The organism is Pantoea ananatis LMG 2665, assembly GCF_000710035.2.
Lineage (GTDB): Bacteria > Pseudomonadota > Gammaproteobacteria > Enterobacterales > Enterobacteriaceae > Pantoea > Pantoea ananatis.
Genome location: NZ_JMJJ01000005.1, coordinates 707,195 through 728,237 on the forward strand (window position 1 = coordinate 707,195; position 21,043 = coordinate 728,237).

General features: G+C 56.7%; 5 protein-coding genes. 3 read left to right on the forward strand and 2 right to left on the reverse strand.

Going from position 1 to position 21,043, the window contains the following annotated elements; all coding sequences use genetic code 11:
* Nucleotides 1-18 precede the first annotated feature (18 nt).
* Complete coding sequence (locus tag EL29_RS11180; protein ID WP_013026484.1) at nt 19-1,374, reverse strand: TolC family outer membrane protein; 1,356 nt, start codon at nt 1,372-1,374, stop codon at nt 19-21.
* 660 nt (nt 1,375-2,034) lie between these two features.
* On the reverse strand, nt 2,035-15,828 hold the full coding sequence (locus EL29_RS11185; RefSeq protein ID WP_029571442.1) for an Ig-like domain-containing protein: 13,794 nt from the start codon (nt 15,826-15,828) through the stop codon (nt 2,035-2,037).
* A 694-nt stretch (nt 15,829-16,522) separates the two neighbouring features.
* On the opposite strand from EL29_RS11185, the gene EL29_RS11190 reads away from it, so the two are divergent.
* Genes EL29_RS11190 through rcsB form a run of 3 tightly spaced genes read left to right on the forward strand, consistent with a single transcriptional unit; the run spans nt 16,523 to nt 21,009 of the window.
* A complete protein-coding gene (locus EL29_RS11190; RefSeq protein WP_014594154.1) occupies nt 16,523-17,677 on the forward strand; it encodes an MFS transporter in 1,155 nt (384 codons plus the stop codon).
* A 19-nt stretch (nt 17,678-17,696) separates the two neighbouring features.
* Nucleotides 17,697-20,357 (forward strand): phosphotransferase RcsD, encoded by a 2,661-nt coding sequence (gene rcsD, locus EL29_RS11195; RefSeq protein WP_014605388.1) that lies wholly within the window; start codon nt 17,697-17,699, stop codon nt 20,355-20,357.
* Nucleotide 20,358: 1 nt separating this feature from the next.
* Nucleotides 20,359-21,009, forward strand: a complete 651-nt coding sequence (rcsB, locus tag EL29_RS11200) for a response regulator transcription factor RcsB (RefSeq protein ID WP_014605387.1) — start codon at nt 20,359-20,361, stop codon at nt 21,007-21,009.
* The last annotated feature ends 34 nt before the right edge of the window (nt 21,010-21,043 follow it).

Sequence of the window (21,043 nt, forward strand, 5' to 3'; positions counted from 1 at the left end):
CCTTTTAAAACGGGTTGGCTATTGCAAAGAAGGAAGAAGATCACCGCTGTTTTTTTGACGATCGATACCCATGATGTCGAGCAGGTTATCGACGGCAGCGGCGTAACGGACGGTGGCATCCCACCCGTCATAAAGCGCAGTGATTCGCGCGCTGTCGGCCTGAAACACATCCTGCTCAACGCTAAGCAGATCGTTCAGGCTGCGTTTACTGAGCCGGTACTCATCGGCATACACGTTGCGCGTATGTTCAGCGCTGGCTAACTGCGCCTCTCCCGCCAGCTGACGCTGCTGAGCACCGATCATATCGGCGTAAGATGTGGAGGCGTTTTGATTAATCGTGAGTTTGGCTTGCTGTACCGCAGCCTGGGCGGCCAGCCGATCGCCCTCCGCTGACTGGGTTTTGGCATTGACGAGACCGCCCTGATAGAGCGGCGCCTCTACCTGAAGCTGGACTTCATCGTCCCAGTATGAGCGGGTATCGTTTTCGTAACGCGTCCGGCCAGCCTGAACCTTGATGCTGGGCCAGTGACCCGATTGCGCCTGACGGACCCTTTCGCGGGCGGCTTCCTGTTTGTATTGCGCACTGCGCACCGATGCGCTGTTTTCATAGGCGATTTTGTCCAGGGTAATTTGCTGTTGTAACAGCGCCTGGGGCAGCTCAGGCAGCGTGGCAGGCACCACGCCAGTCAGGACGGTAAGCTGCGCGTTGGCAGAACGCAGTTGGGCCAGATACTGTTCACGCGTGGCATGCATGGCGGCGATACGGGTTTCGGCCTGCAGCACATCTGACTGAGAGTTGAGCCCGGCATCTGCACGCATTTTGGCAATGTCGCGTACGTGCTCCAGCGAGGCGATATTCGTCTGTGCCGTGGCGGCGAGTGCCTGATAACGTTTGACTTCCAGATAAGACTGTAAGGCCTCTTTAGCCACCTGCGTCATGGCGTCAAATAACCCGAAGCGGTAGGCATCTGACAGGGCATGCTGCTCGTCAATGGCACCGTTAGTGCGGCCAAAGTCATATAACAGCTGGCTGAGGGTGATTCCGCCGGACCCATTGTTATTCAGACTGCCAGATGAGTCGGTTTGATGTGAGCGCCCCGCGGCCCCCTGAAGCGATATCTGGGGATACCAGGCGCTTTGCGCGGCACTCAGATCGCCTTCACCAATATGAATCTGCGCCGCCGCCTCGGAAATTTTTGGGTTGCGTGCGAAGGCTCGAAGGATGGCTTCCCGCAGGGTCAAAATGGCGACCTGCTCTTCGCTGGGTGCTGCGCGCCAGTTGAACTCCGCTTTCGGTAAGGGGGCGGCAAATGCCGCGGGCAGGACCAGGCCATTCAGGGCGTAAAAAAACAGGGCTAAACGCGCTTTGTTCATTATTCATACCAACAGGTTTTCTTATGATCATTCGATGACGTCCTGGTGATTTCAGTATGTAAAAAAAGCAAGGGCACGATAAGCATCACGCATTTTATTGTTAATTTATTTAATGCGTTCAGTAAAGACCGCTAAGCGCGAGTTACTATTAATAGTACATACAGAGAAAGTGGTCATGTTAAAAATCACCAATTATCAAATATATTTACTGAAAGGCGATTTTTTAAACAGACACCATTCCCTGCCACTACTTAAGATAAAATTAACGACATCGATTTTAAAAAAGTCATATTTCTTACCATTGAGTCACGAGCGGCCGTCAGTCGGAACGCTGCACTCTCAGGTCCTGGAAGGTCTCGTGATTGTGATTAATGAAGCGGTTGTCAGGCAAGGCGGCATCAAAAGGCGACGATTACGCTTCCTGTCGAACCGGCGTTAATCTGCCCGTTACTCTGGGTCGGTACAGCGTTACCCGAAGTCAAGATAAAACGGCCTGTTTCATCTATCCGTTAGTGGCCGGATGCCCTCACGGCGTGCTTACCCCATGCTGACATGTTGCCAGGAAGAGTGGCGGAATGTTGAAAGCCACGTTGCAGAAAAAAGCAGCGGAAGCTTGCGCAACCGCTGCTGTGGGTAAGTGCTTAACGTGAATATCGTATGTTAAACGATGTGTACCTGCAGATTGTGTTGAATCAGAACATCGCCCAACGTGTTGTCATTGGTGAGCGCCGAGTTATGGTAGACCTCGTAGGACTGACCATTCACCATGCGTTCGCCACTGATTTCCCACGTGCCCCCCTGGCCATTGACCAGCGTGACAAGGCTACCGTCGGCCCCTTTAATCACCAGGTCATCGCTTTGTTGGTCAGTGATATTCAGCGCCTCGTTGAGATCCAGCTTCACAGCGTTCGTGCCGCTCTGGCCGAGATCGAGCACTTCAATGTTTTCCACTTTCAGACCAAGATCGGTCAGATCCAACGTCAGATGATCGCCGTTCAGCACCAGCGTATCGGTTCCTGCACCGCCATCGATATGGCTGAAGTTCAGATCGCTGACCACAACCGTATCGGCACCACTACTCCCATTTACCGATGCGCCTTCCACGATGCTGCCATCTGCCAGCGTAATGACCACCCCGCCAATGCTGTAACTTTCGTCAACAGGCGTGTCTGTTACGGCTGCCGTTTCAGCGACTGCCGCCGCCGCGACGCCGGTATTGTCCTCCGACGCATTGACCGGCGCGGCCACATCGGCTTCGGTGGTCAGCGTTGAAGCCACGTGCACCGTCGGCGTTGCCTCTTCGGTGGACTGCGTGTTGTGCTGCGTATCATGGCCCGCCGCGGTTGCACTGTCGTCCACCAGTGAGAACAGCGCAACGGACTCGGTCGTTGACGCCGTGGTAACCGGCAACACAGCGCCTAACAATAGCGTATTGGTCGTGGTGTAGCTGTTGCCCGCCACATCCGTAATCGTGACCTTCGCCAGCGTATTGAGCGACAGCAGCAGTCCCCCAACCGATAACAGCGCGGGGCTGAAGTTAGCCGCGTAGCGTCCGAGCGCATCCGTGGTGGTGTTAATCGTCGGCCCATTGCTGCCGTTAGCCAGCAGCAGCGTAACGCTGACTTTTGACCCCTGAGCCGCATTCAGAGAGCCCCCCTGCACCGTCAGCCCGTTGATCAGCGATGACACCACACTCAGCACAGGATCGACGCCCAGAAGCGGCTGATTGTGCGACAGCGCCGTGAAGCTGCTGGAGGCTGTGGTGCTGTTACCGCCCACGTCGGTGATGGTAACGGCTACAGAATGGCTGCCATCCGCAATGCCTTTCAGGGTGGCTGACGGCACACTGATACTCCAGGCACCGTTACTGCCAATCGTCGTGGTGAAAATGTTGCCCGCCACGTTGACGGAAACCCGTCCCCCAATCGCGTTACTGCTCGTACCGCTAATGGTTTCTGCAACATTCGCCTCGGCAATATTCAGATAACCATCCCCACCAAAGTAGCTGTTGATGCCCGCCGTTGGCGTGGTCCGGCTGGCAACGCCCAGCGAAGCCGAGGCATTACCGCTGTTGCCCACGCCATTCGTCACGCTTGCCGTGACGGTATAGAGTCCATCCGCGATCGCCGCGAGATTAGAGGCAGAAACCGGAAGGCTCCAGTTGCCGTTGCTGCTGACCGTGGTAGTAAAGGTCTGGCCGCCAATCGTCACCTGCACCAGCGACCCTTCCGCATTGGTCGCCGTACCGCTAATCGTCTGGGTGGTTTTCACATCGGCAACGCTTAATGCGTTATCACCAAACAGCGAAGTAATGGTTACGGCGGGTGGGGTATTACTGATGACGGTCAGACTGCCGCTGCCTGTCACGGTGTTGCCATTCACATCTGTGGCGGTCACCGCAACCGCTTTAAGGCCATCGCTGATACCGGTTAAATCACCTTTTGGCACGCTGATTGTCCAGTTGCCACCGCTGATCACTTTCGTTGAATAGGTAATGCCGTTGAGCGTAGCACTGACCGTCGCCCCGGCAGCCAGATTCGATGTCCCGCTGATGGTCTGGTTAGAGGCCAGGTCCGCAGCGCTGAGGATGCCGTCACCAAACACGGTATTGACCGTCAGGGTGGGTTGAGTCAGCCCCAGCTGCACACCGCCGCTGGTGGAGGTGGTGTTACCTACGGCGTCGGTAACCGAGGCACTCACGGTAAAGTTACCGCCGAGCAGCGTGGCCAGAATGGCGGGGGAAACCGTGGCCGAGAAGGTGCCGTCGTTGTTAACGATCGCCGTTGCCGTGGTATTACCAATCGCCAGCCTGACGGTACTGCCTGCGGCTACGCCGGTGGCGGTACCGCTGATGGTCTGGGTGACCAGCGACTCGGCAATATTCAAAATGCCGTCACCAAACAGTGGGTTGAGCGTGACTTTAGGTAAGGTATTAATCCCTACCGTGGCCGACGCCGTGCTACTGGTCGTATTCCCTGCCGCATCCGTGACGCTGACGCCGACCGTCAGCGTACCGTCCGTCAGACCCTGGAGCAGCCTTGGCGTCAGTGACACAGAAAAGTTCCCGCTGGCGTCCGTTGCCGTCACGATTTGCTGGCCGCCAATCGTCACTACGACACGGGAACCGGCCTCTGCACCGTTCACAACGCCACCAATCGTCTGGCCCAGTAACGCATCCGCGGCATTTAACAGGCCATCGCCAAACAGCGGACTGATCGTGAGGGTAGGCGCGATGGTATCGACGCGAATACCGGCGCTGGTAGAGGCGGTGTTACCGGCCTGATCGGTGACCGTGGCGCCAATCGTGAGATTTCCCTGCGTCAGAGTACTCAAAATATCCGGCGCAACCGTGGCGGTGAACGTGCCGTTGCTGCCGACCGTTGCCGTGACCTGGCTGTTCCCCACGTTCAGCGTGACCACCGAACCGGCAGCAACGTTATTCACCACGCCGCTGATGGTCTGGCTGGTGGCAATATCAACCAGGTTAAGCACGCCATCACCAAACAGTGACGTCAGGCTGATGGTCGGCGTTTGTGTGAAGATACCAATGGTTGCGCTATTGCTGGCTACGTTACCGACGGCATCGGTGACAGTCACGCCCAGCGTCAGATTGCCATTAAGTAAGGAAGAGAGATCGCCGGACGGCAGCGTCACGCTCCAGTTGCCCCCGGCTTGCACCGTGGTGTTATACGTCTTCGTCCCCAGGATAACGGTCACGCGTGAGCCCACTGCCGCGTTCTCGATAATCCCGCCAATCTGTTGATCAACCGCGGCCTCGGCAATATTCAGCAGATTATCGCCGCCAAACAGACCGGTCAGGTTATCCACGACAGGTACGGCATTCACGATGGCATTGACCGTTTCACCCACGCTGCGGCTGTTGCCTGCTGCATCGGTTAACGTCACGTTCAGGGCAAGTTCACCGTCGCTCAGCAGGCCGAGAACACTGGGGGGAACAACAATCGCCCACTTCCCGTCCTGGCCCACGGCGCTGGTCAGGGTAGTGCCGCCGATCGTGACCGCGACGGTTGCGCCTACGCCTGCAGAGGTCGCCGTACCGGTAATGGTCTGGGCAATCGTGGTGTCGATCGCGCTCAGCGTGCCGTCACCAAAGACAGAATCCACTACCAACGTCAAGGCGGCATTGACCACTTTGTTCACGGTAATCGTGGCATCCGTCTGGTTGCCAGCCTGATCGTTGACGCGCACGCCAAAGACCAGCGCACCGTCGTTGAGGCTGGACAGCACCTGCGGCGTGAGGTCAATGCTCCAGACGCCGTTAGCGCCAATGATCCCGGTGGCGACAGGGGCGCCATCGCCCACGTACAGGGAAATGGTTTGTCCCTCTTCCGCACCGGTTGTCCGGCCCGTTAATACCTGCCCGACAGCAATATCGGCGGCGTTAATCAGGTTATCGCCGAGGAAGGCGTCAATCTCAATCAGTGGTGCTGCGGTATCGACGTTAATGGTGCGGCTGGCACTGCCCACGTTGCCGGCGGCATCGGTCAACTGCGCATTAATGGTCGTTTCACCGTTGGCCAACGCCTGCATATCACTGGCTGGCACGCTGGTAGACCAGGTGCCGTCGCCCTGCACGATCCCCGTGTAGGTTTTGCCATTCAGGGTAACCGTCACAGTACGTCCCGTTTCGCTGGTGTCCGCCGTACCGCTAATGGTCTGACGCGTCGAACTTTCACTGGCGTTAACCACATCGTCACCCGTGAAGCTGTTAATCGTCAGTACCGGTGCCGTCAGATCGATCTGAACGGTGCCGCTGGTGGTCACGGTATCCGTTCCATCGGTGGCAGTGACGGTAATCGTGACCGGGCCATCAGTGCTGCCAAAATCACTGACCGGTAAGGTTGCCGTCGTCCAGTTGCCGTTAGCATCAATCGTCGTGCTGTAGTCCACGCCGTTGATCACGACGGTAACGACACCGGTGGCACCGAGATTTTGTGACGTTCCACTCACCACGACGCCACCTGCCTGCTGATCGACCGTGCTGATGATGTTATCACCCGATACGGTGCCCAGCGTGACCAGCGGTCCTGGTGGGGGTGTAAGATCAACCGGCACCGTCAGATCCTGCGTGACCGGATTGCCCGCCAGGTCGCTGACGGCAAGCGTTAACGTGGTATCCGGTGCGACGAAGGTGCTCATTTGTTCTGGCGTCAGGGTCAGACTCCAGGCGCCGTTGGCACCGACAACCGCCGTACCTAACAGCGTGCCGTTATAGGAGACGGTTAACTGTGACCCGGTCTCCGCACCGTTAGCGATGCCGCTTAACACCTGAGGCTGAATACTCTCGGCATAATTCAGCCCATCATCACCTGCAAACGTCACGCCGGTGATCGCTGGCGCCGTTGTGTCGATTACCAGGGATTCGTTGAGCGTCGTACTGTTACCGGCAGGATCGGTGACGGTGATGGCTAACGAATAGGTGCCATCGGTTAAGGCGCTCAGTTGCGCGTTACTCAACGGCAATGTCCAGCTTCCATCCGCCGCTATCTGGGCAGTGAAATCGGTGGTGCCGATAGTCACCACAACCTGTTGCCCAGCGCCGGTTTCACCGGTATTGCCCGTCAGCGTGATACCGTTCTCGACGTCAGTGGCGTTGACATAGCCGTTGCGTGGCAGCGGATCCACGCTCGGGGCTGGCGGTGTCAGATCGGCGGTAAAGTCAAACTGTGCCGTAGCCGGATTACCCGTTGCATCCACCACATTCACCGTCACGCTGTGCGGGCCACTTCCGATGGTATTCAACGCATTAGGTGGGATCGTGACGCTCCAGTTACCATTCGCATCAACGGTACCCGGATAGCGTGTTCCATCCAGATCCACGCTGATGCTTGCCGCCTGGTTTGCACCGAGGCTACCGGTCGTCCCGGTCAGCGTTACGCCAGCAGCGGCCTCGCTGATGTTCAGCACGTTATCACCACCAAACTGCAGGTCAGTAAAGGTGGGCACGGGAACGGTGACGGCGGTGACCACATTGAGCGTAGTGCTGTCAGTGTTGCCGGCAATATCCGTGGCGTTGACGGTAATAACATGACTGCCGTTGGGGATCTGCGCCATCTGCGCCGGCGTCAGGACCAGTGACCAGCTTCCGTCCGGCAGAACGGTTGCATTCAGTGGCAAATCGTTATTAAAGCCGCTGATGGTCACCGTTACTGTCTGGCCCTCGCCGCTGATACCTGTCGAGCCGGTCAGCGTCTGGTCTTGTGCCGCTTCAGCCGCATTCAGTGCTCCGTCACCGAACGGCAGAGTCAGGCTGACATCCGGCAGGGTTTGTATTGCTACCACAATGTTGCTGTTTATCGTGGCCGTATTGCCGTTGGTGTCCGTCATGGTTACCGCAACGGGCCAGTTACCGTCTGGCAGCGTCTGCAGTAATGCCGATGGCAGAGCCAGGGACCAGGTGCCATCACCGTTGAGCGTGGCGGCATAGGCCGTACCGTTGACGGTTACCGTAACGGAGGCGGCATTATCAATATTCAGATTGCCGCTCAGGGTGCCATCTGCCTGCGCCTCTATCGCGTTGATACGGCCATCACCAAATGGCGTGTTCAGCGTCGGTTCGGGGATAGGTGCCGTGGCCGTCGTAAAGTCTTGCGTAACGGCAACAGAAGTATTACCGGCCCGGTCAGTGGTGATCACGCTGATCGTGTGCGTTCCGTCTGCCAGACCGGCAATCACATCGGGCGGCAGGCTGGCGCTCCAGTTACCGTTCGCATCGACAGAGACGGTTAGCGGCGTGCCGTCTACGCTGACGCTGACGGTTTGTCCATCGCCAAACGGCGTGGTGCCGGTAATCAGCTGCACGGAGGCGGCTTCAGTGGTATTAATCACATTATCGCCAAACAACGTGGCGGCTATGGTCGGATCGGCCGGTACGGTCACCAGAATCTCAATGCCTGCGCTGACTTCAGCCGGGTTGCCTGCCGCATCGTTGGCCGTCACCACCACCTGGGTCAGGCCATCGGGTAAGGCATCGAGCGCGCCCGGCGCCAGCGTTAAGGTCCATGCACCGTTGGCACCAACGGTCGTATTAAACGGCTGATCGCCGATCGTCACCGTGATCGGGCTGCCCTCTGGCAGATTAGTCGCACTGCCGCTCAGGGTGAGTTCACCGGCAGCATCGGCCTGACTGACAATGCCATCACCAAACGGCGTATCCAGCGTCAGCTCCGGCAGTGTGCGGAAGGCCACATCCAGCGTGGTGCTGGTGTTGGTAGTGACATTGCCGCTGGCGTCCGTTGCGGTAATCGTCAGCGTCTGGAGCCCGTCATTGAGCTGCTGCAAATCCGCGGCGGGGATTGCCAGTGACCAGACACCATTCTCATCTGCACTGGTGGTGTAGGTGATTTGGTTCAGGACGACGGTGATCTGCGCGCCCGGATCGCTGTTGCCATTCACGGTCAGATCCTGCAGCGACTCGGCCAGATTAAGCGATGTGCCTGCACTCAGGCTGATATCACTCAATACCGGTAATGTCGTGTCAATCGCGACATTGTGGTTAGTCAGGGCGGTATTACCTGCCACGTCATTTGCCGTGACGACAAAGGTCTGTTGCGAGCCGGAAGGCAGACCACTCAGAGCCGAAGACGGCACGGAGACCGTCCAGTTACCCGCCGCGTCAACGGTGCCGGTGTAGCCGACGTTGTTCAGCGTGACGGTCACTACCGTTCCCTCTGCCAGTTGCGTACTGCTGCCGCTGACATCCAGATCCGCTCCGGCTTCAATGGCGTTGATAATGTCATCACTGGCGACCACATCCACGCTCAGGGTCGGCAGCGCCGCGCCACTGGCAATAACATTAAGGGTCGCATCGCTGCTGGTCGGGTTGCCTGCGCTGTCGGTGGCACTCACCACCACGCTCTGAGGACCGTCCGGTAAGGCACTGACGTCAGCCTGTGGAATGGTCACCGTCCAGCGGCCATCTGCCTGCACTTCTCCAGTGTAGCTTTGCCCGTTGAGCGAAACGGTGATCACCTGACCAGCGGTCAAATTCGTACTGCCGCCGCTGATGGTTAAGTCCGCAGCCGCTTCGCCCTGGTTAAGGTAATTATCCCCGCTGATGGCATCGAGGGTCAGTACCGGAAGCGACGCGCTGTCTGCGACGCGCGTCAGGGTCTGGGTGAGCGTGGTCTGGTTGCCTGCGGCATCGGTCAGCGTGACGTCCAGTGAGTAAGGGCCATCCGGCAAGCCCTGCATGACGCTGGCGGGTATCTCAAGAACCCAGGTACCGTCAATCAAGACAAGGGTTTGATAGGTTTCGCCCTGAAGCGTCACCGTCACCGTTTGCCCTGCATCGGCCAGCGATGCTGTACCTGAAACGGAAATATTTTGCAGAATTTCCAGTGAGTTAATCTGATTATCACCGGTTACAGGATTCAGGCTGAGTTCCGGTGGGGTAAAGTCAACGGTGATTGCGCTGCTCAGGCTGCCGCTGCTGCCTGTCGCATCGCTAACGGTGACGACAAGCGTATTTGTGCCTTCGGGCAAGGCCTGCAGGACGGTACTACTCAGCGTGACCGTCCAGTTGCCCTGAGCATCCACCGTGGCTGCATAGTCATTACCGCCTAGCGTGACGGTCACAATCTGGCCTGCGCCGGACAGCCCTGTCGTGCCTGTCAGCGTTTGTTCACTGGCTGCCTCAATCTGACCCAGGTAGCTGTCGGCAAAAGGCGTATCAATGCTTATCGCTAATGTACCGGTCGCCACGGTAATATCACGGGTTTCAGTTGAAAGGTTCCCCGCCGGATCGCTGACGCTCACCGTCAGGGTATAACTGCCCGCTGCGACGTCTGCCAGGGCGCCCGCTGGCAGCGCAAAGCTCCAGTTGCCGTCAGCACCTACCGTGGTGTTCCATACCTGGTTATTCAGGGTGATGGTCACAACCTGCCCCTCGCCCGCATCGCTGCTGCCGCTCAGGACGATCGGCGCCGTGCTTTCTGCGGCGTCTACGATATTGTCCCCGGCGACGGGATCAAGCGTCAGGGTCGGTGGCGTGAGGTCAACATTAACGTTACCGCTTACCTCGCGGCTGTTCCCTGCCGCGTCCGTGACCGTGACGGTATAGTCCGTGCTGCCTTCATTCAGTGCGGCTAAGGCATTGGCAGGAAGACTCACACGCCAGTTACCATTTCCGTCTACCGTACCGGTATAAACATTGCCGCCCAGGGAAACGCTCACGGTCTGGCCCACACCGCTTACGCCGGTCGTTCCGCTAAGCTGCTGTACGCTGGAAATATCCGTGGCATTCAGGATCCCGTCGCCGAAGGCCGTGATCACCACAGGGTTGGGAACATTGTTAATCGCGACATTGAGCGTGGCTGAACTGCTCAGCGCCGCGCCCGTTGTATCCGTCGTCGTTACGGTTAAGGCCGCAGGGCCATCCGTCAGGGCTGCCAGAGCGGATGGTGGGACGATCACGCTCCATGTACCGCCAGCAGAGACCACGGCGGTGTAAGTGACATTATTAAACTGCAGCGTGACAGTGCTGTCCGGTGCCACATTGACGGTGGTTCCCGCAATGATCAACGGTTCCCCCGCCTCGTTGGCATTCAGGAAGTTATCTCCGCTTATCGTATCAAGCGCCACACCGGAAGCATTACTGTTGACCGTCAACGCAAGATCCGTCGAGGTGGTATTGCCTGCGGCATCGCTGACGGCAACTGTATAGGTGGCGCTACCATCGGCCAGCGCCGACAGAACGGAAGCAGGAACAGTGAGGCGCCACGATCCGTCCGCCAGAACGGTACCGCTAAACACGTCACTGCCCACGGTCAGCGTCACAACCTGCCCCGCCTCCACGTTGGTGGTGGTGCCCGACAGTTCCTGATTGACCTGACGTTCAGCGCCGTCAACCAGATTGTCACCGGCAAACGGGTTAAGGGTCAGCGTGGGTAATGAAGCCGCATCGGCTTTCACCGTCAGGCTGCTGGTGTCCGTTGTGATATTGCCCGCGGTGTCGGTAGCAGTGATGGTCAGGGGATAGCTGCCGTTGGTCAGACCGTTTAGTGCCGCAGCCGGTACTTCCAGCGTCCAGCTCCCGTCCGGATTGGCGGTGGTGCTGACGGTGGTTCCGTTAATGTTGACTACGATAACGGCATTACCTTCGCTGTTACCGCTCAGGACCAGGGGCTGCTGAAGTTCAACTGCATTAAGAACACCATCGCCAGACGGTGTTGCTACCGTCAGGGCTGGCGGTAAAGTATCGACCGTCACGCTGCCGGCGGCATTACTGGTGTTGCCGGCAATGTCGGTAAGGGTAACCGTATAAGGCACCGATCCCTGTGGCAGTGTTGAGAGCACCGCTGAAGGAATGTTCACCTGCCAGTTACCGGTGTTATCGACAATACCGGTGTAGTTGACGCCATTGAGCGTAACCACCACGCGCTGGCCTTCCCCGGTTACGCCACTGTTGCCGGTGATAGCACCGCCCGCTGCCGCTTCACTGCCGTTCAGTACGCCATCGACAAACGCATCGCCCGGTGTCGCAACCGGTACATCGGTCGCCACAACGTTGATATTCGAGGTGCTGGTTGCCAGCGTATTGCCGTCCGCATCGGTAATGGTGGTGGTAACAGGAAGCGCGCCGTTGGGTAAGCCAACGAGGCTACCCGCCGGCAGCGTCACCGTCCAGGTGCCATCCGCGCCTACCGTACCGGTGTAGTTGTTACCGTTAACGGTGACGTTAACAATGCTGCCTGCCGGGATATTGCTGGTGCTACCGCTAAGCACGACCTCACTGGCCACGTCATCGGCATTAAGATAATTGTTGTTTCCTGCCGGAGCCAGGGCAACGCTGCTTCCTGTTGCGTCAACCTGGAAGGTCAGTTCGGTGCTGGTGGTATTACCTGCGGCATTCACCACGGTGACGGTCAGAGCCTGACTGCCCTCAGCCAGCGTTGCCAGTGCTACGGGTGGTATAACGATGCTCCAGTTACCGCTTGCTTCTACCGTACCGATATAGGTTATACCGTTAATGGTGACGCTAACTTGCTGTCCGGCCTCTACGTTTGTTGAGGTACCGGTGAGCGTTTGTGGCAGTTTTTGTTCTGAACCATCCAGCACGCCATCACCCGCAAAGGTGCCGCTGTTCACACTCAATGTTGGCTGCACTTCTGGTGCCGTTGCGACGTTCAGTTCGCTGGTGAACGTCGTCTGACTGCCATTGGCGTTGGTAATGGTGACTGTAAAAGGATTTCTACCCGAGGGTAACGCGGCCAAATCGGACTGATCGATACGCAATGACCAGCGTCCATTGGTGCTGACCAGCGTGCGGTAGAATCTGCCGTTAAGTGACATCGTGACCTGATCGCCATTCTGCCCGGTACCGCTCAATATCAGCGGCTGGGTCAGATCGCTTACGCTGAGCGTATTGTCACCGCCCACGGGATCCACACCTAATGAAGGCGGTTGCGTATCGACATTGACCGTGCTGGTCTGTGTCACCACATTCCCGGCCTGATCGATCGCGCTTACCACAAGCGGATTATTGCCCTGTGGCAGTGCAGCCAGATCGGCCGCAGGTACGGTCACACTCCAGCTTCCGTCATTATTTACTGGCAGGTCATAGATTTTACCGCCGAGCTGAACCTGTACCTGCTGGCCAGCCCCGGTGACACCGGTATTGCCGCTTAATACCTGATCGCTGCTGCTTTCGGTATTATTGAGAATACCGTCACTCAGCGAGCCGCTATCAAGCGAGATGGCAGGCAGCGTAGTGGCCTGCAGGGTCATATCGGCGGTGTTGGACAGCAGATTACCATTGGCATCCACGGTGCTGATGGTGATTTGTTTCACCCCATCACTGACGCCACTAAAGGCACCGGACGGAATGATGACGGACCAGAGTCCATTGGCATCAACGGTGCCGGTGTAATCGACACCATTAAAGTTCACAACGACCTGCTGCCCCTGGGCCACCCCTGCGACCGATCCTTTTACGGTCAATCCTTGAGCTGCTTCCTGAGCGTTAATAAAACCGTCGCCGCCCAGCGGCTGCGTGATAACCAGTGTACCTGCTGCACCTGCTGGCGCTTCGACGGTAAACGGCTGACTGTCTGTCGCATTATTACCTGCGGTGTTCGTCACACTTGCGTCGATGGTGGCCGCACCCGCCGCTAACCCAGCAAGCGCTACCGACGGCACGCTCAGGCTCCAGCTGCCGTCCGGCCCAACTGTGGTGGTGTAGGTCTGGCCGCCCAGCGTCACAGTGACGGTCTGGCCCGCCTCCACGTTGCTGGTGGTACCGGACACCAGCTGATCGCTGGCCTTCTCGCTGTTGTCCAGGACGTTGTCACCGGCAAAGTCATTCACCGTTATCGTCGGTGGGCCTGGAGGGGTAACCGGTGCGTCAACCGTAATCACCTGCTCAGTACTGGCTGCCGTTCCCGCCGCGTTGCTCACGGTCACGTTGAGCGTGGTGGTGCCCGCGGCCAGCGCGGTCAGCGCTGCAGAAGGCACGCTCAGGCTCCAGCTGCCGTCGGCCCCGACGGTCGTGGTATAGGTCTGGCCGCCCAGCGTCACGGTAACGGTCTGGCCCGCCTCCACGTTGCTGGTGGTGCCGGAGACCAGCTGATCGCTGGCCTTCTCGCTGTTGTCCAGGACGTTGTCACCGGCAAAGGGATCAAGGGTCAGGGTCGGTGCGCCCGGCGTGGTAACGGGCGCGTCAACCGTAATCACCTGCTCAGCACTGGCCGCCGTTCCCGCCGCGTTGCTCACGGTCACGTTGAGCGTGGTGGTGCCCGCGGCCAGCGCGGTCAGCGCTGCAGAAGGCACGCTCAGGCTCCAGCTGCCGTCGGCCCCGACGGTCGTGGTATAGGTCTGGCCGCCCAGCGTCACGGTGACGGTCTGGCCCGCCTCCACGTTGCTGGTGGTGCCGGAGACCAGCTGATCGCTGGCCTTCTCGCTGTTGTCCAGGACGTTGTCACCGGCAAAGTCATTCACCGTTATCGTCGGTGGGCCTGGAGGGGTAACCGGTGCGTCAACCGTAATCACCTGCTCAGTACTGGCTGCCGTTCCCGCCGCGTTGCTCACGGTCACGTTGAGCGTGGTGGTGCCCGCGGCCAGCGCGGTCAGCGCTGCAGAAGGCACGCTCAGGCTCCAGCTGCCGTCGGCCCCGACGGTCGTGGTATAGGTCTGGCCGCCCAGCGTCACGGTAACGGTCTGGCCCGCCTCCACGTTGCTGGTGGTGCCGGAGACCAGCTGATCGCTGGCCTTCTCGCTGTTGTCCAGGACGTTGTCACCGGCAAAGGGATCAAGGGTCAGGGTCGGTGCGCCCGGCGTGGTAACGGGCGCGTCAACCGTAATCACCTGCTCAGCACTGGCCGCCGCTCCCGCCGCGTTGCTCACGGTCACGTTGAGCGTGGTGGTGCCCGCGGCCAGCGCGGTCAGCGCCGCCGAAGGCACGCTCAGGCTCCAGCTGCCGTCCGGCCCAACTGTGGTGGTATAGGTCTGGCCGCCCAGCGTCACGGTGACGGTCTGGCCCGCCTCCACGTTGCTGGTGGTGCCGGAGACCAGCTGATCGCTGGCCTTCTCGCTGTTGTCCAGAACGTTGTCACCGGCAAAGGGATCAAGGGTCAGGGTCGGTGCGCCCGGCGTGGTAACGGGCGCGTCAACCGTAATCACCTGCTCAGCACTGGCCGCCGCTCCCGCCGCGTTGCTCACGGTCACGTTGAGCGTGGTGGTGCCCGCGGCCAGCGCGGTCAGCGCCGCCGAAGGTACGCTCAGGCTCCAGCTGCCGTCCGGCCCAACTGTGGTGGTATAGGTCTGGCCGCCCAGCGTCACGGTGACGGTCTGGCCCGCCTCCACGTTGCTGGTGGTGCCGGACACCAGCTGATCGCTGGCCTTCTCGCTGTTGTCCAGAACGTTGTCACCGGCAAAGGGATTAACGGTCAGGGTCGGTGTTGCTGGCGTTCCAGGCGTTCCCGGTGCTGCCGGTGTGTCACCGCCTCCGCCTCCGCCTCCGCCGCGACTGGTGCCCAGTGCTAACCCCCCCAGTCCCAACAGGCCAACACCACTCGCCGTCATCAGGCCGGTAGAAATATTGCTGTTATCAGCCAGCAGGAGCGGCTCCACGTTATCCAGTGACTCAAATCCGGGCGTCACGGATGTTGTCGCTAAATCTGTTGCGCCTGCCGTCGTGGGAAAGAGTGCATGCTCTGGTGGGTTCACGCCATCATCAAAGACCAGTTCACTGTGGTCGCCTGCGGCATCGTCGAGGAAGAATTTTTTATAGCGAACGGAGCTTCCGTCACGCATCTGGACGATGAGATCGTCGCCCTGACGTTGGTATTGTACGACAGCCTCACGCGTACCATTAATGCGTACTACGCTCGGTTCATTAAGAGTGATCGTTTGCGTTAAGCCGCCGTCGACCTGAGACGTAAGCGTACCATTTGCACGGGAAATGATATCGACGCGACTTTGAGTGAGTTCTGCCATCTTGACCTTGCTCCACCAGAATATCTAATTAGCTGAAATGAAAACCATAAAAATAAGTTATGATTTTTCATTGACGTTTTTTCATGCTGTGTATCGGAAAACGTTTCAGCCTGGCGGAGGCGGTTTAAGCAAACAGGCGAAGTAAAAGGCAACTCCGCAAGTATTGACTTTGTTTTTTTAACATTTGTATTAATCGATGCTCACAAATGGCAACATCGTGCAATCAATAGTTAACTGTCTGCGTTTAAAAATCAATCATAAGATGCAGTTTTATTTATGAATTAATAAAAATAACATTAGCAATTTTTGTGATTTATCAGGGAGGGAAAAGGCGGAATGCATGTTATTGCATGTCAAAATATTGCTAAATATTTCCAGTAAATTGCAAAAGTGCCGGAAATGTCTCTATTTTTTTGTTTTCTGGGTTCCTGCCCGATACTGAAATTCAGCTAAGCAATTCACATCACTAAACTGTGATGCAGATCGTTCCTGAAAGAGGGCCGGTGCAGGGTTTACCCGCGGGTTATGCCAGGAAAGTTCTGGAAAAAAAATTTGTCGCGGTAAAAGTCGGTACACTGGCCGCTGACAGGGCTGATAAAAGCGGTCCGGAAAACCTGTTAAACCTGTGTTCTCACAGCGTTTTGCAGCCAATTAATGCTACACTTTTCTGCTTTGCTACTGATGAATTAGGGCCATGACAGCATTGGATGCCGCAAAATCAACTCCCTCTGACCGCCGCCTGAGCGGGGGCACACGCATCATTTTTTTGATCAATGGCCTGGGAATGTCAGCCTGGGCGCCACTGGTGCCCTATGCACGCGATCGCTTGCATTTAGATGGTGCTTCCCTGGGGGCCCTGTTGCTGTGTCTGGGTATCGGTTCATTGCTCGCGATGCCGGTAACCGGCACGTTGGTAGCGCGCTTTGGCTGCCGTACAGTGATGATATTTTCAACGCTACTGGTGTTATGTATGATGCCGCTGCTCGCCACGGTGCAAACGCATCTTTTCATGGCCGCCGCGTTGATGCTGTTTGGTGCCGGACTGGGCATGCTGGACGTCGCCATGAATTATCAGGCCGTTGAAGTGGAAAAAGCGGCTGGCAAGCCGATGATGTCAGGCTTTCATGCTTTTTTTAGCCTGGGCGGTATTCTGGGTGCCGGGGCGGTCAGCCTGCTGTTGAGCCTGGGATTGACGCCACTGCTTTCCGTGCTGATCGTGATGGCCGTGATGATGGTGCTGTTGTTGTGGAGAATCCCCACCTTTATGAATCAGCGTTTGCACCAGCCCGATCAGCCGTGGCTGGTCATTCCACGTGGACGCGTCGCCTTTCTGGGCATGCTGTGTTTTATTCTGTTTTTAGCAGAGGGCGCCGTGCTCGACTGGGGCGCACTCCTGCTGTTGCAAAACCCTGTGATGACGACCGCGCATGCCGGGCTCGGCTACGCGCTGTTTTCCGTTGCCATGACAGTTGGGCGTTTTAGCGGGGATAAAATTATTCATCGCTTCGGCCGTTATCCTGTCATGTTGGTGGGCGCGCTGGCGGCGGCATCAGGAATGGCGTTAGCGGTGCTCCTCCCATGGCCCGAAGCTTCATTGCTGGCGTTCTTACTGGTCGGCTTTGGCTTATCGAATACCGTGCCGATGTTGTTCAATGCGGCAGGTAACCAGCATGATATGCCGGCTAACCTGGCGATTTCCGCCATGACAACGTTGGGATATGCAGGTATTCTTTCTGGTCCGGCGTTGATCGGGTTCATTTCTCAATGGATTAGCCTTAGCGGTGCGTTTTTACTCATAGCACTGTTATTGTTGGCTGTGGCTGTCAGTGCGCGCAACGTTGCGCGATAATTCAGGTATCTGAGACGCTATGTTGTATAAGTTTCCGCTGACATCCGGCAATGTCACTCGCTTTTTTATCGTATTTAATCTGGTGCTGTTACTGGCGCTAGGCTTTATGGTGCAAAACTCCGTCAATGCCTGGTTGACCGACAAACGTTACGCCATGGCGGATATGGCGCGAGATATTCAGAAACGTATTGATGCCTACCGTTTCGTTACCTGGCAGATTTATGAAAACCTGTCGACCAGTGCTGCCGGTACGCCTCCTGCCAGTAATCTGCAAGAGACGCGCCTGCGTCCGGATGTCTACTATCTGGAAAAAACGCGCCGCAAAACCGAAGCGCTGATTTTCGGGTCCCATGACAGCAGCACGCTGGATATGTCGATGCGAATGTCCAGCTATCTGGACACCTTATGGGGTGCAGAAACGCCGACCTGGTCCATGTACTTTTTAAATGGTCAGGACAACAGCCTGATCATGATCTCCACCCTGCCGCTGAAAGACATGACGACGCGTTACAAAGAGAATGCCATCAGTTCTCTGGTTGAGGCACGACGTGCTGAAATGCTGCAGCAGGCCAATGCGCTGGATGAGCGTGAAAGCTTTTCTCCCCTTCGCCATCTTGCCTTTCAGAACGACCACTATTTTACGTTGCGCACCACGTTTAATCAGCCCGGTCATCTGGCGACCGTGGTGGCATTTGATCTGCCCATCAACGACTTAATTCCCCTGAATATGCCGGTGGAGAATTTCCAGCTGCGTCAGGATGCCACGCTGAATAACAACGCCAGCAGCAATCAGGACGATGTTGAAACCACACAGGTAGCCCTGGTCAATCACGATATTGAAATCGCCGCTGCACTACCCAGTACATCGCTACAGCTGGTTTACCGTGTGCCGCTCTTACGCCTGTTGCTCGACAGCGCACATAATTTGATGTGGCCGCTGCTGATTAACCTGGTGCTGTTTTTACTCTCGCTTAGCGGCATGTTGTTGCTACGTCAGCAGTCTCTGCGACCCAGTGAGAATCAAAGCGCCGAGCTGGATTCGCTCCGGGTGCTCAATCAGGAGATTGTGGCCAGTTTGCCCGTTGGCCTGCTGGTCTATGATTTTGCCAGTAACCGCACGCTGTTGAGCAATAAAATCGCTGAGCATCTTTTGCCTCACCTGAATCTGCAGAAAATCATCAATATGTCCGACCAGCATCAGGGCGTACTGCAAGCCACCATCAACAATGAAGTGTATGAGATTCGTCACGCACGAAGCGTGCTGTCTCCGCACACCCAACTGTTCATGATGCGCGATCAGGATCGCGAGCTGCTGGTGAACAAGAAACTGCAAAAAGCGCAACAGGTGTTAGATCGCAACCACCAGATGCGTCAGCAACTGCTGCATCATCTTGGTCACGCGTTAAATCAGCCGCTGGAAAAAATTGTCTCGCAGCTGGTGCACCTGAGCCAGCGAGAGAATGACGAAAGCGTGCTGGATATTCTGGATGAGAGCCAGTCACTGGCACGTCTGGTCGACGATATTGTGCTGCTGAATCGCCTTGAAGCGCACGACTGGTCGCCTGACGCCAGTGTGTTTAATCTGCAGGAACTTCTGGACGAAATCGCGCTGGAAAGCCTGCCACTGCTGCGTCGTAAAGGGTTATCGCTGGTGGTGAATAATCATCAGCCGAACGATGAAGTACGCTTTGGCGATCGCCGTGCCCTGCGCAAAGTGCTGACGACGCTAATGCACTATGCCCTGATCACCACGCGCTGGGGCAAGATTACCCTTGAGGTAAAAACCGCCGAACAGCACCCTGACCGCCTCTATATCGAGCTGGTGGATACGGGAGCTGGGCTCACGATCGATGAACTGGCCAATGTCGATTTTCCGTTCCTGGGCGATACCAGCCAGGATCGTTATGGTCAGGCTTCGGGCATGGCCTTTTTCCTGTGCAAACAGCTGTGCAAGCAAATGGGCGGCAGCCTGGAAATCGTTGCCAAGGCGGACATTGGCACCCGATATAACATTCAGCTTCCGCTCACGCTTGAAGAGAAGCACGAAGACGATCAAGAGAAGATTCTCGAAGGGATTACCGCCCTGGTTGAGATTGCCGTTGAAGACGTGCACAAGATCGTCTGTCGCCATCTGGAGAACTGGGGCGCACGCTGCCTGACGCCGGATGAACGTATCTCAGGCCAGGATCACGATGTACAGATTACTGACGATCCCAGCAAACTCAGCGGCTGGGCTTTATTGCTGGCGGAGGATGAACCCGGCCATCATGCTTTAAACGACCAACAGTATCGCGTCAATTTCAATCTCAGCAATGCATTACTTGATGCCTTGCTGGCACTGATTGAGAAGCAATTGTCCCACGATGTGATGGAGGATGACACTGAAGATGACGCCGGCACGGCACTGTTAAGTGGAGGCTATTTCCAGCTGTTTACTGAGACAGTACCGGATGATGTAAAGAGATTGTATACTGAGTCAGCGATATCAGATTATGCCTCGCTTGCTCAGACAGCTCATCGCCTTAAGGGCGTGTTTGCTATGCTCAATTTGACACCGGGCAAACAGCTTTGTGAAGCGTTAGAACACCACATCAAAGTATGTGACGATTCAAACATTAAAAATACCACCAGTAATATTGACGCTTATGTCAATCAACTGCTGCAGCAAGGTAACCAATAAGATGAATAACTTGAATGTAATTATTGCCGATGATCACCCAATTGTTCTTTTCGGTATCCGAAAGTCTCTGGAACAAATTGAGTGGGTTAACGTTGTAGGTGAATTTGAAGATTCAACGGCGCTAATCAACAACCTGTCCAAACTTGATGCGAACGTCCTGATCACCGACCTCTCTATGCCAGGGGAAAAATACGGCGACGGTATTACGCTGATTAAATATATCAAACGTCACTATCCCGATCTGTCCATCATTGTTCTGACAATGAACAATAACCCAGCCATTCTGAGCTCGGTGCTGGATCTGGATATTGAAGGCATTGTCCTGAAACAGGGGGCGCCAACCGATTTGCCAAAAGCGCTGGCGGCACTGCAGAAAGGCAAGAAATATACGCCGGAAAGCGTCGCCAAACTGCTGGAGAAAATCAGCGCGGGCGGCTATGGCGATAAACGTCTGTCACCTAAAGAGAGCGAAGTATTACGCCTCTTTGCTGAAGGTTTCCTGGTGACCGAAATTGCCAAGAAGCTGAACCGCAGTATTAAGACCATCAGTAGCCAGAAAAAATCGGCCATGATGAAGCTGGGCGTGGATAATGATATCGCCCTGCTCAACTACCTGTCGTCCGTCAGTGCGACACAAATCGATAAAGATTAAGTCCTCAGGCGGTGCGTTTCGCACCGCCTCTTTT

Excerpts from the sequence above, each read along its gene's own strand:
- EL29_RS11180 (WP_013026484.1), bottom strand. The coding sequence starts at position 1,374 with ATGAACAAAGCGCGTTTAGCCCTGTTTTTTTACGCCCTGAATGGCCTG.
- EL29_RS11185 (WP_029571442.1), bottom strand. The coding sequence starts at position 15,828 with ATGGCAGAACTCACTCAAAGTCGCGTCGATATCATTTCCCGTGCAAAT.
- EL29_RS11190 (WP_014594154.1), top strand. The coding sequence starts at position 16,523 with ATGACAGCATTGGATGCCGCAAAATCAACTCCCTCTGACCGCCGCCTG.
- rcsD (WP_014605388.1), top strand. The coding sequence starts at position 17,697 with ATGTTGTATAAGTTTCCGCTGACATCCGGCAATGTCACTCGCTTTTTT.
- rcsB (WP_014605387.1), top strand. The coding sequence starts at position 20,359 with ATGAATAACTTGAATGTAATTATTGCCGATGATCACCCAATTGTTCTT.